Genomic DNA, 13,614 nt, shown 5'->3' with positions numbered 1-13,614 from the left:
CCTGTCTCTTTCCGGTTCAAAAATGAATACCTCTTCAGTTTACAACTTCCCTATTGATTTGTCATTATTTTCAGATAAAAAGAGGTGTTTTCTATAAAAAAACGAATGTATGTACATTTATAAGAATTTCTATATAAATTTTAAGGAGGAACATCATGTCTATTCAAAATATTTCCTTTCTCGGTGCAGGCTCCATTGCCGAAGCCATTATTGGTGGCTTATTACAAGCAAACGTTATTAAAGGAGAACAAATTACCGTAAGTAATCGTTCTAACGAAACAAGGCTACAGGAGCTACATAAAAAATACGGTGTTAAAGGTACGCATAACAAAAAAGAACTCCTTACTGATGCAAATATTCTTTTTCTAGCAATGAAACCAAAAGATGTTGCCGAAGCCATTATCCCGCTTAAAGAATATACAAATCCTAATCTGCTTATTATCTCGTTATTAGCAGGTGTTTCTACTCAATCAATTAGAGATCTACTTCAAAAAGACGTTCCGATTATTCGTGCAATGCCAAATACATCTGCGGCTATTTTAAAATCAGCTACTGCTATCTCGCCTTCAAAACATGCAACAACGGAACATATTCAGACTGCCATAGCTTTATTTGAAACGATCGGTCTCGTCTCTGTTGTAAAAGAAGATGATATGCATGCGGTCACTGCATTATCCGGAAGTGGACCAGCTTATATTTATTATGTAGTAGAAGCGATGGAAGAAGCCGCAAAAAAAATAGGCTTAAAAGAAGATGTTGCAAAATCACTTATTCTTCAAACGATGATTGGTGCTGCTGAAATGCTAAAAGCAAGCGAAAAACACCCTTCTATTTTGCGAAAGGAAATTACTTCTCCTGGCGGAACTACCGAAGCAGGCATTGAAGTGTTACAAGAACATAACTTTCAACAAACTTTAGTTTCATGTATTACGAAGGCAACGAAACGCTCACATGATCTCGGAAAAACATTAGAAGAAATTACGAAAGAAAAATAAAAAACGGAGCTCAAATTTACTTGAGCTCCGTTTTCTTATTATTACGCTTAATTATTAACTTTACCAAAAATTTCTTCTTGCAGACGACGACCAGTCGGTGTTGCTGCAAGTCCACCTTCAGCTGTTTCACGAAGTGCTACTGGCATCGTTTGCCCGATTCTAAACATTGCCTCAATTACTTCATCACATGGAATTGTACTAGTTACACCAGCTAATGCTAAATCAGCTGAAATCATCGCATTCGCAGCTCCTGCTGCATTACGTTTTACACAAGGTACTTCTACAAGTCCTGCAACAGGATCGCATACTAAACCAAGCATATTCTTTAATGAAATTGCCATCGCTGTAGCTGCTTGATCTTGTGTTCCACCAGCCATCTCAACTGCTGCTGCAGCCGCCATTCCACTTGCCGAACCAACTTCAGCTTGGCATCCTCCTGCCGCACCAGAAATACAAGCATTATTCGCAACAACCATCCCGAAAGCTCCTGCTGTAAATAAGAATTCAATCATTTCTTCACGTGTAGGCTGCAATTTTTCTCTTAGAGCAAACAGTACACCTGGTACTGTTCCAGCAGATCCTGCTGTTGGTGTTGCACAAATGATTCCCATCGCTGCGTTTACTTCATTTGTTGCAACAGCTTTACTCACTGCATCTAAAATCGTATCTCCAGATAAGCCTTTTCCACTGTTCATATACGTTTGAACTTTTACAGCGTCTCCGCCAGTTAAACCAGTTGGTGATTTTACGCCACGAATACCTCGTTCTACCGCTTGTTCCATCACGACTAAGTTTTTTTCCATACCAGCAATTACTTCTTCACGTGAAATACTTCTAGTTTCCATTTCACATTGAATCATAATTTCTGCGATTTTCACATTTTGTTCTTTAGCTTGCGCCACTAGTTCCGCTGCGTTCCGAAACATGGTGTGTCCCCCCTGCAATTAATCCATAATAGTTACTTGACATATATTTTGTTCCGCTTTTATTTCTTCAATCACTTCATCTGCTAACAGTTCATCTGTTTCGATGACCATAAGTGCTCTTCTTCCTTTTTCTTTACGAGAAACACTCATTGTACTAATGTTAATCTCATGTTTCGCAAGGATTGAAGCTACTGATGCAATAGCACCAAAGCGATCGTTATTTACAATAAGAAGTGCTGGGCTCGTTCCTGATAATTGTAGATCAAAGCCATTTAACTCTACCACTTCGATTTTACCACCACCAATAGAACATGCAACAACTTCAATTTCTTCCTCTCCTTTATACAAACGAATTCTCGCTGTATTTGGGTGAGGTGCATTTGCATCTTCTTCAATAAACTCCACTTCAATTTCGCGCTCTTTTGCAATGTCTAATGCATCTGGAATACGTAAATCATCTGTTTCAAATCCAAGTATTCCACCAATTAACGCCACATCCGTACCGTGCCCACGATACGTTTTTGCAAATGATCCGTATAATGAAATACTAACCCTCTCTGGTTCATGACGAAACAGTTGGCGAGCAACTTGCCCCATTCTTGCTGCCCCTGCTGTATGTGAACTTGATGGACCAATCATAACCGGACCAATAATATCAAATACCGAGCGATACTTCATCAGAATTCCCCCTAAACCTCTATGAAAATTTTTTACCATTCTATTAAGCTACCGCATCTATTGCTTTTCCAGCCGTATCACGAATTTGCCCCGCTATACGAATTGGATAGTTTTTGAATAAAGGTGAACCAATATATCCTAAAATAATACCTGATACCATAGCATTACTTTCATTTAAAATGATATAAGATAACCAGCAATTAAGCCTGGTAGCAATCCAAAGTTTAACACAGAAGCCTCTACAATCATAGCATAAACAGGAGATACACCTCTCACTAAATACAACTATGCCTTCTAGACTACCCACTGATTGTCCAACCTCTTTTAAAAATGGTATTTCAAATAAATTATAATGTGCCCTCATTATAGCTTGTTTTTTATAAAACGCTTACTTTTATTGAATTTTAAAATTTCTGAATAAAAATCTTATTTTCTCATTTGTATTACTTGTACGTACATCTTCTTGTGTAACAGTTTTTCTAAACAATCGGTATTTCGTATTTTTACCCTATATATTCAAGGCATTATAAACTTCTGTATTATACAAGTATAACTATAAAATGATAACAGTTTCTTACTCATTTTTTTGAAAATAAAAAAATGGTAAACATAAGTCACCATTTTTTTTATTGAAATTATTATCTTCCTACTGGGAATGATTTCAAATCCGCTGCTATTTCCGTATTAGAAAATACTTCCCTTGCTTCTTCCAATAATTTCTTATATGTATCGCCTTGATAACGAGAACTAATATGAGTCAATATTAATCGTTTCGCATTTGCTTGAAGTGCAATACTCGCAGCCTGCTTAGATGTAGAATGAAAATAATCATACGCTTGTTGTTCATCTTCTGCTGCGAAAGTTGCCTCATGAACAAGTACATCGGCGTCTTGTGCTAGCTCTCTACTTGCTTCGCAATATCGTGTATCACCTAAAATGGTAATAATTCTCCCTTTTTGAGACGGACCGATAAAATCTTTTCCATTTAGCATTGTCCCATTCTCTAATTCAACTACTTCCCCATCTTTTAAACGTTTAAAAATTGGACCTGGTTTCACACCCATTTCTAAGAGCTTATCGACTAAAAGTGCTCCCTGTATATCTTTCTCTACAATACGGTATCCGAGACATTCAATGCCATGCGACAATCTTTTCGTTTCTACATAGAACTCATTATCTTCAAACACGGTGCCTTCTTCCTCTATCTCAACAACTTCAAGTGGATATTTGACATGTGTTGTACTTACCGATAATGCTACTTCAATAAATTGTTTAATTCCTTTTGGTCCATATACCGTTAATGGTGTAGTCCCTCCTTGAAACGAACGACTACCTAATAAACCAGGCAATCCAAAAATATGATCACCATGTAAATGGGTAATAAATATTTTTTCAATGCGGCGTGGGCGTACAGATGTATGTAATATTTGATGTTGTGTCGCCTCGCCACAGTCAAATAACCAAGTCTGTCCTCGTTCTTCTAACAACTGCAAAGCAATTGCTGAAACATTCCTTCCTTTTGAAGGAACACCTGCACCAGTTCCTAAAAATACAAATTCCACTTTCTTTCCTCCAGCTCTTTATATAATCTATCTCTCATCTTACGGAATGTTATTTCAAATGGCAAATTGAATTTACATAACCAATCATCTAGACAACTATATAACACGAACATTATGATCAAAAAACTTAGTAATTGTTCGTGTTTTATGCTAAAATAAATATACTACATTTTAAGGGAGCGTTTTATTATGAAAGAAGTATTTCGTTTACAAACTGATTTTTCATCTTCATTTGATCGCTGGGTAAGTTCTTTCGTGTCTGATCACCCAGCACAATTAGAATGGACGACTTTAAAAGAATTAATCCATGAATATACAACATCCCATACAAATGAGACGTTGCCAACTTATATTTCTTCAGCTTTAACATATTACGCACAACGCGTTTCAACAACAAATCGTTCAGAGATTGTTATTTTTGAAAATGCTACAATCTCATAATCTATAATAAAAAGCACTGTAATCAGTGCTTTTTATTTATGCTCATTACAGTATTTATTTTCCAACTTCATTTCAAAAAACTCCTCTTATTTCCTACTATATAGCCACCATAAACCTGTTTGATTTTTCAAAAAATATATTGACACTATAAAATTTCAGTGCTAACATTCAACATGTAATTGAATACGGTCTCTGTTAGGTGAGGCTCCTGTATAGAGAAACGCTGCTGCCCAAAAATGTCGAGAGACGCCAATGGGTCAACAGGAAAGGTCGGAATGAAGGCCTTTTTTAACGTAGCTGGTTTCAGTACCTATGCTATACAGTGCTAAAACTCAACGAGGGAGAGGTGCGTGAATTTTGTCATACACAAAAACTGTTTTTATCTATGTTTACTAACAGTATTTGTTGTGGACTCTTTTAACTGCGAATTTAGACCTTTACTCGTTTTGAGTAAAGGTCTTTTTACGTATATATGCACCTTACTATGAAACAAACATAGCATATTCAGAAACTACTAAATTGTACGGAGGTGAGGAACAGTTGGCAATTGATGATTCGGCCCAGATACCCATATGTTTTACGTTAATATTTCACCATGTAGGTAGGAAAGAAACTGTTCCTCCTAATTTTAAATAGTCGAGTAACAGCTTGTTTCCTCCTTCATGAAAAAGGAGGAACTACCAATGTTAAATTTACAAAAACAAGAAACAAAGCATTCATACGATCAAGATTGTATGAAAACAAATAATGGATTACTGGTGGAAATCGCAACACAAGATGTAAACAACACTTTACAAATTTTAGAAACAACAGAAGATGGACTCTCTAAACTAGAAGCGTCTCGTAGACTTTCTTTATATGGACCGAATGAAATCGCTCATAATAAAACATCGCCTTGGTACGTTCAATTTCTATTAGCATTTAAAAATCCGTTTATTTTTGTTTTATTAGCTCTAGGTGCACTCTCTTTTTTCACAGATGACATACAAGGAACCCTTGTTGTATCTGTGATGGTAATGCTAAGTGCGACGATTCGCTTTTTACAAGAATTTCGTTCCCAAAAAGCTGCGGATCAGTTAAAAGCAATGGTTCGAACAACGGCGAGCGTCTTTAGAATAGATGGATTTTTACACGAAACAAAACACCTAATGAATTTAAAGCAAAATGATACAACGGAAATTCCAATTGAAGAACTTGTACCTGGCGATATTATTTCACTTTCAGCCGGTGATATCGTTCCGGCTGATGTGCGTATTGTATCGGCTAAAGACTTATTTGTAAATCAATCTTCTTTAACAGGCGAAGCACTTCCAGTTGAAAAATACGAAAACTGCTACCATACAGAAAATAAACATCTATTACCGAAAAGCACGAAAAAAAATTACAATCCACTCGAAATGGAAAACCTTTGCTTCATGGGGACAAATATTGTAAGTGGTAGCGCAAAAGCTGTTGTCATCTCAACAAGTACCGATACGTATTTCGGCTCTTTAGCAAATAAAGTAATCGGTAAGCGCGTAGAAACAAGCTTTGATAAAGGTGTAAATAAAGTAAGCTGGCTCTTAATTACATTCATGCTTATCATGGCACCTATCGTTCTTCTCATTAACGGATTCACAAAAGGGGATTGGCAAGAGGCTTTCTTCTTCGCTATCGCTATTGCTGTTGGTCTCACACCTGAAATGTTACCAATGATTGTAACTGCTAATTTAGCTAAAGGTGCGGTTAACATGTCTAAGCAAAAAGTAATTGTCAAACAGCTAAATTCTATTCAAAATTTAGGGGCTATGAATATTCTTTGTACAGATAAAACGGGAACTTTAACAGAAGATAAAGTTGTACTTGTCAGGCACTTAGATCCTAACGGTAATACATGTAATCGTGTATTGTACTTTGCCTATTTAAATAGCTTCTATCAAACAGGATTGAAAAATTTAATAGATAAAGCCGTTATGAAACATACAGAAGAAAACCAAAAATTTGATCCATCCGTTTTTCAAAAACTAGATGAAATTCCATTTGATTTTGCGCGTCGGCGTATGTCTGTCATTGTGAAAAACAATTCAGGTGAACATACAATGGTTTGTAAAGGGGCAGTAGAAGAAATTTTATCTATTTGCAACTACACTGAAGTAGATGGCAAAATTGTTTCTCTTAGCGATGACATGTGCTTAAATGTAAAACAACTAAGTGAGACATTGAATAGTGAAGGTATGCGTGTTATTGCTGTAGCTTATAAAAAAGATAGACCAACAAATAATAAAGAATACGTCGTACAAGATGAAAATGATATGATTCTCGCTGGATATATTGGCTTTTTAGATCCACCGAAACCATCTGCATCTGCGGCAATTCAAGCATTACAAAAACATGGTGTACAAGTAAAAATTTTAACTGGCGATAACGAAATCGTGACAAAAAAAGTTTGTAAAGAAGTTGGATTAAGTATCGGCGAGCCTGTTCTTGGTTACGAAATCGATGCTTTACCTGATAAAGCATTAGCAAAACTAGCCGAAGAAACAACTGTATTTGCTAAACTAAATCCAATGCAAAAATCTCGCATTATACGAGTATTACAAGGAAACGGACACACTGTAGGTTATATGGGAGATGGCATTAACGATGCCGTAGCTTTGCGTGAGGCTGATGTTGGAATATGTGTTGACACTGCAACTGATATCGCAAAAGAATCTTCCGATATTATTCTACTTGAAAAAAGTTTAATGATATTAGAAGCGGGTATTTTAGAAGGACGCACTACATTCGGGAATATTTTGAAATATATTAAAATGACAGCAAGCTCTAACTTCGGAAATGTATTTAGTGTGTTAGTAGCAAGTGCCTTCATTCCCTTCTTGCCGATGCTTGCCATTCACCTTTTAATTCAAAACTTGCTTTATGATATTTCACAACTGTCTATTCCATGGGACAAAATGGATAAAGAGTTTTTAGAAAAACCAAGAAAATGGGATACCGCAAACTTACGGAACTTCATTATTTGCATCGGTCCCATTAGTTCCATATTTGACATTATCACATATGTAGTTATGTGGAACGTCTTCGGTGCAAATACAGCTAGCGAACAATCATTATTCCAATCCGGGTGGTTTGTCGTTGGATTACTAACACAAACTTTAATTGTTCATATGATAAGAACACAGAAAATTCCATTCATTCAAAGTACTGCATCTGCACCGGTTCTTTTATTAACCGCTTGTATTATGGCAATTGGCATTTACATTCCATTCTCACCACTCGGAGCAGCCGTTGGATTACAAGCATTACCACTTAGCTATTTCCCTTGGTTAGTAGGAATACTATTAGGCTATGCTTTCTTAACACAGCTCCTAAAAAAAGTTTATATTAAAAAGTTTCATAGCTGGTTATAAAGTGAAGCTTTAATCAGTGGGGGGGTTTTTCATCCCCACTGATTATTAGCCCACACCAATCGGGCTTTTATGGGCAGTTGTTCCCCTCCTAACTGCTTTATTTTCGCTTAATTTTGAGGTAGGGATCTTACTGCCCGTTAATGCGGGATAAAGATGAGAATGAGCGGGTACTACCCGCTCATTCTCAAAAACATAACTTGGACTTATATGTATGGAGGTGACCATGATGGTATGGTATGACATTATATTAAGATTATTTATTGCAATTATTGTAGGTGCTTGCATCGGAATGGAACGGCAATGGAGACACAGGATGGCTGGATTAAGGACAAATGCTCTCGTATCACTTGGTGCCTGTATATTTGTTTTATTATCCGTCATGCTTGATCACGATGCTAGCCCCTCACGTATTGCCGCTCAAGTCGTCAGTGGGATTGGTTTTTTAGGAGGCGGCGTTATTATCCGCGATGGCTTTAGTATTAGAGGACTTAATACTGCGGCTACCCTATGGTGTGCAGCCGCTGTTGGTACTCTTACAGGTGCTGGTTTTCTCGTTGCAGCTATATTAGGTGCAGCCGGCGTTTTATTAGCAAATATACTCCTTCGCCCAATCGCTCTCTTTATGAATAAGAAATCAAAAGAAGAATCACCTGAACAAACAAACTACTTCCTTTCTCTTACTTGTTCAGAAGAAAATGAAGCACATATTCGTTTTTTACTTATGCATATGGTAAGTTCAGAAGGTCTCGGTTTAAAAGAATTGTATAGTGAAGATGTAGACTCTAATCAAAAAGTGTATATACAAGCTACATTACATTGCAAGACAAATGCAGCTGTCTTAATTGAAAAGATAGTAAGTAGAATGCTATTAGAGTCTGGTGTTACTGCAGCTGGATGGAAGACCTCATTAGATTTAGAAGCGAGTTAACCCGTAAAAAAAGGGGACATGAGTAAAAGAAAGCTTTATATTCGTGTCACCTTCTACATAAACTTATTTTCTAACTTTTGCTGAAACGACTTCTCTTGCTTACGTAATAGTTGACTACCTCGTTGTAAAAGAGGCATTCCATATTTATCATTAATTTGATCGATGACAGCAAGTAGCGGCTCTTCTTTCGCATCTTCTTCAAATGAAAACAGATCTAATTGTTTCACTGATTCTGTCTTCCACTCTATTTCAGTAGCTGTAACACCTAGTAAACGAACGGAATCTCCATCCCAATGTTGCTTCCATAAACGAGATGCTGCCTGAAAAATATCTCGTTCTTCCCAAATTGCATTTTTCAATTGCTTACTCCGTGTTACTGTCCGCCTATCATGGTATTTAATCATAATTTGAATATTATAGCTGACAAGAGTTCGCTTTTGTAATCTTTTACTTACTGATTTTGATAACCGTTCTAACATATCAAGTAACTCTTTCTCTTCATCCATATCCTTTGAAAAAGTCATCGAATTGCCGACACTTTTATGCTGTCCCATTTGACTGGGATCAACTTCTCTATCATCCGTACCTTTCGCACGCTTTTGTAAATCAACACCATGCTTGCCGATTTTAGCACGAATGATATGCTCATCTCCCTTTGCCAACTGTTCAATTGTATGTATATGAATTTCATTTAATTTTTCAGCTGTTTTTTCGCCAATCCCATGCATCGCTTCCACGGGAAGTGGCCAAATCATTTCTGGAATATTACGTTTTCGAAGTACGGTAATACCTAGAGGCTTTTTCATATCAGAAGCTGTTTTTGCTAAAAACAGGTTTGGAGCAATTCCGATACTACAAGGGAGCTGCAACTCTGTTAATAGTGCTTGTTGAATCATCTTTGCTATTTCAAGAGGTGAACCAAGTGCGTAGCAATCTGTAATATCTAAATACCCTTCATCTATAGAGACTGGTTGTATTTTTTCTGTAAAACGGGAAAGTATTTGAAACATTTGAAATGAAGCTTCGCGATATAATGTGAAATTAGGACGTCTTACAACTAATTTCGGGCATAATCTTTTCGCTTCCCAAAGAGGCATCGTCGTACGTATTCCATATTCTCTCGCTTCATAACTACATGTTATGATGATTCCTTTTCTCTCTTTCTCATTTCCAGCAACCGCTAGTGGTTTCCCTTGTAATGATGGGTCGTGAGCAATTTCAACAGATGCGAAAAAACAATTCATATCTACATGCAAAATTACACGACCATTTTTCGGATACATTTCTCGCATACTACTCACTCCCTAATCAGAACGTTCGTTCTTTTTATTATATCAAATTTTATACAATAGTAATAATAATTACTTGTTCTTTTCCATTATATTTTTTGTTATAATTTATATAAAATGGTTTTAATTGTAAAGGAGAGTGATTATTATGAAATCAACTAATAAACTCAATTATACGTTTCTCGTAATTATACTAATCATCGTAATCAATTATTTACTACTTCCTATTTTTGATATTAACATAGCTGGATTCTTCCCTCGCCTAGTTCATATAGTAACAACTTATATATTGCCATGGATTTTCTTATATTGGCTTATACGTCTTGTCAAAGCAATTGAATCAAAATAAAAAGCGTGTAAATCACAATTGATTTACACGCTTTCTCTATACATTATTTTGCTACTTCTTCAATAATTGCAACAACTAATTCTGCCGTTTTTGCTAATTCTTCAACAGGAATCTTCTCATTTGTTGTATGAATTTCTTCGTAACCAACTGCTAAGTTAACTGTTGGGATACCGTGTCCAGCAATTACGTTTGCATCACTTCCGCCGCCACTTTGGTGTAGAGAAGGTGTACGACCAATATTTGCAGCTGCACGTTTTGCAACTTCTACAACGTGGTCGCCATCAGCAAATTTAAAACCTGGGTACATAACGTTTACTTCAACGTCTGCTTGACCACCCATTTCTTTTGCAGTCGTTTCAAATGCTTCTTTCATTTTCGCAACTTGTACTTCCATTTTCTCATTAATTAAAGAACGAGCTTCTGCAAAGATTTGTACGTGATCGCAAACGATATTCGTTTGTGTACCACCTTCAAAACGGCCAATATTTGCAGTTGTTTCAGAATCAATACGACCAAGTGGCATTTTTGCAATTGCTTTCGCAGCGATAGTAATTGCAGATACACCTTTTTCTGGAGCTACACCAGCGTGAGCTGTTTTCCCACGAATAATTGCGTTCACTTTCGCTTGTGTTGGAGCTGCAACAACGATTTCACCAACTTTTCCATCGCTATCTAATGCGTAACCATATTTCGCTGTAATACGCTCACGGTCTAACGCTTTTGCACCAACAAGACCTGATTCTTCTCCAACTGTAATAATAAATTCAATTTTGCCATGAGGGATGTTTTTCTCTTTTAAAACACGAATTGCTTCGAACATTGATGCTAATCCTGCTTTATCATCCGCACCTAAAATTGTAGTACCATCTGATACGATATATCCATCTTTAATAGAAGGCTTAATTCCATTACCAGGAACTACTGTATCCATATGAGAAGTAAAGTAAATTGTATCAACACCATCTTTTGTTGCTGGTAAAGTACAAATTAAGTTACCTGCACCATGACCAGTTACAGACATTGTGTCATCTTCAAATACTTCTACACCTAAATCTGTAAATTTCTTTGTTAATACTTTGCAGATTTCTGCTTCAAATTTCGTTTCAGAATCTACTTGTACTAATTCCATAAATTCATTTACTAAACGTTCTTGATTAATCATAAGACTGCGCCTCCTGCACTACCATTATGTATGTAACAATATTAATTATAACAGAATTTCGCAAAAGTTTCGAAATACAAGACAAAAAACAGATGGTTTATATGTCTAGATACCCATCTGCTTTCTATTACTCATTTAACAATACCCAGCGCATATGATCTTCCCACACGCCATTTACCATTAACATCTTCCTAGATACTCCTTCATATTGAAAGCCTATCTTCGTAACTACTTGTATAGATGCTAAATTACGTGGCATAATCGGCGCTTCTATACGGTGTAACTGCGATTCCTCAAAAGCAACTTGAATGGCTTTTCTAAGCGCTTCTGTCGTATAGCCTTTATTCAACTCTGCTTTATCTAATTTGTAACTGAGTACACAAGATTGATAAATACCACGCACGATTAAATTAAATGAAATACAACCAATTATTTTCGTATCGTCACCCTTTTTAAAAATCCATAGCCTAATAATCTTTCCTTCTGCAAACTCTTTTCTATCCTTTTGTAACCTTTTCTTTTGATAATCTAATGTAAAAAAACCCTCTGGTCTATACTCTTCCCACGCTTTTAAAAATTCACGATTTCTGTCGTAATATTGAAGAACTTTTTCCGCATACGACTCATCAATTTCCCTTAAATGTAAACGATCTGTATCATATATTTTCATCATCGTATCTCCATTCTTCAGCTTGCATAACAAAACATTAACCATCTATTCTTTTAATATATTCTCTGTGCATACGCGAATTTCCTGTTATATGTTGCAACCCCTTCCCGAATTTTGTCCTTTCTCTCCTCTTGTCCACAATATCATTTCTCGTTACAATGATATTGTACTGATTTGCAAGGAGGTATAATGATGCATAAAAAAACTCAAAAGATTATGATTTATTTAATGCTAATTTCTATGCTGGTAACAACATTACTTGCTGGCGCGAGTATGTTTTGGTAAAAAGGACGATATGTTCGTCCTTTTTTTACTTTTCATATATGACAAAATAAACCATCTCGAAATCGAGATGGTTTATTTTGTATAAATCACAATTGCTACAATACTAAAGGAAAATGACATTACTAATGCTATTACAAAGCTTGTATACTGTTTCTGCTGAAACGCCCCAATAACAAATGTAAGGTTAAGCAGTGCCATCAATATAATCGCTACAAGGTAAGAACATATATTAAAAGTTGCCAATATGAATGTAATCACAAATAGAAAACCAATAAAAAACTGCATATACGAAATTTTTGGATTCAAGTACATATGAGCAACCCCTTTTCTTTTTTATCTTTCTATATCTTCATTAACGCATGGTTATGTACACATGTCAAGACAACTTAATGCAAAAGAAAAAGCCAACCTTTTCGTTAGCTTTTTCATATGCAATGGCTCCTTTTTCTTTAGCCAATTGCTGAAATGATTTTTTCGATTTCACAATCCACACTTTCGCTCCAATTGGAATACGATCAAACAAATATTCCACATCGTTTTTCTTCATTCTTATACATCCTTGTGAAATATACTTTCCAATTGAGCTGGGCTGGTTTGTTCCATGTATTCCATATTTACTCCCATCAGTACCTCTTGCATTAAACCCCATCCACCTTGATCCAAGTGGATTTTTTGGCGAGCCACCTGGAATATCTTTCGCAATGTAATATGGATCCTTCGCTTTCATTACAATATCAAAAGTTCCTTCTGGTGTTAATTCATTCGTTTTTCCCGTAGCAACTGGAAAAACTTTCTGAATCTTACCGTCGTCAATATAAGCTAATTTATTCGTCGCTTTATTTACAATAATGAAAGGGTCCCCGGCACGTGGATTATCACCAAGAGGCCAAATCGGCGATAAAGATAGGCATAATATGAAAGAGAGAAGATACGGCATAAA

14 protein-coding genes and 1 riboswitch are annotated in these 13,614 nt (G+C 36.2%); of the genes, 6 read left to right on the top strand and 8 right to left on the bottom strand.

The annotated features are described in order from the left end of the window. Positions 1 to 155: 155 nt before the first annotated feature. Positions 156 to 995, top strand: a complete 840-nt coding sequence (gene proI, locus EUC40_RS06375; RefSeq protein ID WP_156574123.1) for a pyrroline-5-carboxylate reductase ProI — start codon at positions 156 to 158, stop codon at positions 993 to 995. Between the two features lie 47 nt (positions 996 to 1,042). Here the strand turns inward: proI and sdaAA are convergent, their stop codons facing one another. The 3 genes from sdaAA to rnz form a co-directional block, all read right to left on the bottom strand. Continuing rightward, the gene (gene sdaAA / locus EUC40_RS06370; protein ID WP_000489466.1) at positions 1,043 to 1,921 is read right to left on the bottom strand and encodes an L-serine ammonia-lyase, iron-sulfur-dependent, subunit alpha; all 879 of its coding nucleotides are present in this window, start codon (positions 1,919 to 1,921) and stop codon (positions 1,043 to 1,045) included. Positions 1,922 to 1,939: 18 nt separating this feature from the next. Continuing rightward, the gene (gene sdaAB / locus EUC40_RS06365) at positions 1,940 to 2,599 is read right to left on the bottom strand and encodes an L-serine ammonia-lyase, iron-sulfur-dependent subunit beta (protein ID WP_156574121.1); all 660 of its coding nucleotides are present in this window, start codon (positions 2,597 to 2,599) and stop codon (positions 1,940 to 1,942) included. 638 nt (positions 2,600 to 3,237) lie between these two features. Further along, entirely contained in the window at positions 3,238 to 4,161 is a 924-nt protein-coding gene (rnz, locus tag EUC40_RS06355; RefSeq protein ID WP_156574119.1) for a ribonuclease Z, read from the bottom strand. A gap of 189 nt (positions 4,162 to 4,350) precedes the next feature. On the opposite strand from rnz, the gene EUC40_RS06350 reads away from it, so the two are divergent. From EUC40_RS06350 to EUC40_RS06340, 3 genes are all read left to right on the top strand, one after another. Continuing rightward, complete coding sequence (locus tag EUC40_RS06350) at positions 4,351 to 4,602, top strand: DUF3932 family protein (RefSeq protein WP_156574117.1); 252 nt, start codon at positions 4,351 to 4,353, stop codon at positions 4,600 to 4,602. Positions 4,603 to 4,786: 184 nt separating this feature from the next. Beyond that, positions 4,787 to 4,954: riboswitch (M-box (ykoK) riboswitch) on the top strand. A 331-nt stretch (positions 4,955 to 5,285) separates the two neighbouring features. Then, on the top strand, positions 5,286 to 7,991 hold the full coding sequence (mgtA, locus tag EUC40_RS06345) for a magnesium-translocating P-type ATPase (protein ID WP_156574115.1): 2,706 nt from the start codon (positions 5,286 to 5,288) through the stop codon (positions 7,989 to 7,991). Positions 7,992 to 8,217: 226 nt separating this feature from the next. After that, positions 8,218 to 8,919 (top strand): MgtC/SapB family protein, encoded by a 702-nt coding sequence (locus EUC40_RS06340; protein WP_156576917.1) that lies wholly within the window; start codon positions 8,218 to 8,220, stop codon positions 8,917 to 8,919. A 53-nt stretch (positions 8,920 to 8,972) separates the two neighbouring features. On the opposite strand, the gene EUC40_RS06335 is transcribed toward EUC40_RS06340, so the two are convergent. Continuing rightward, positions 8,973 to 10,211: a DNA polymerase IV gene (locus tag EUC40_RS06335; protein WP_071713060.1), complete on the bottom strand. Its 1,239-nt coding sequence runs from the start codon at positions 10,209 to 10,211 to the stop codon at positions 8,973 to 8,975. Positions 10,212 to 10,356: 145 nt separating this feature from the next. On the opposite strand from EUC40_RS06335, the gene EUC40_RS06330 reads away from it, so the two are divergent. Next, complete coding sequence (locus tag EUC40_RS06330; RefSeq protein WP_071713059.1) at positions 10,357 to 10,557, top strand: hypothetical protein; 201 nt, start codon at positions 10,357 to 10,359, stop codon at positions 10,555 to 10,557. Between the two features lie 43 nt (positions 10,558 to 10,600). On the opposite strand, the gene EUC40_RS06325 is transcribed toward EUC40_RS06330, so the two are convergent. Beyond that, positions 10,601 to 11,719, bottom strand: a complete 1,119-nt coding sequence (locus tag EUC40_RS06325) for a tripeptidase T (protein WP_000609822.1) — start codon at positions 11,717 to 11,719, stop codon at positions 10,601 to 10,603. Between the two features lie 127 nt (positions 11,720 to 11,846). Continuing rightward, positions 11,847 to 12,392, bottom strand: coding sequence for a GNAT family N-acetyltransferase (locus EUC40_RS06320; protein WP_071713058.1), 546 nt, complete (start codon positions 12,390 to 12,392; stop codon positions 11,847 to 11,849). A 189-nt stretch (positions 12,393 to 12,581) separates the two neighbouring features. Here EUC40_RS06320 and prli42 point away from each other — a divergent pair, with 189 nt between their 5' ends. Beyond that, positions 12,582 to 12,674 carry a stressosome-associated protein Prli42 gene (gene prli42 / locus EUC40_RS06315; protein ID WP_000549142.1) on the top strand — a complete coding sequence of 31 codons (93 nt, stop codon included), beginning with the start codon at positions 12,582 to 12,584 and terminating at the stop codon, positions 12,672 to 12,674. 72 nt (positions 12,675 to 12,746) lie between these two features. Here the strand turns inward: prli42 and EUC40_RS06310 are convergent, their stop codons facing one another. Next, entirely contained in the window at positions 12,747 to 12,986 is a 240-nt protein-coding gene (locus EUC40_RS06310; RefSeq protein WP_000281157.1) for a DUF3894 domain-containing protein, read from the bottom strand. A gap of 64 nt (positions 12,987 to 13,050) precedes the next feature. Next, the gene (locus EUC40_RS06305) at positions 13,051 to 13,611 is read right to left on the bottom strand and encodes a L,D-transpeptidase (protein ID WP_071713057.1); all 561 of its coding nucleotides are present in this window, start codon (positions 13,609 to 13,611) and stop codon (positions 13,051 to 13,053) included. Between the last annotated feature and the right edge of the window lie 3 nt (positions 13,612 to 13,614).

Source organism: Bacillus luti, from assembly GCF_009739945.1.
Lineage (GTDB): Bacteria > Bacillota > Bacilli > Bacillales > Bacillaceae_G > Bacillus_A > Bacillus_A luti.
Note: the sequence above shows the minus strand (reverse complement) of the source record. Positions and strands in the feature narration are given on the sequence as shown.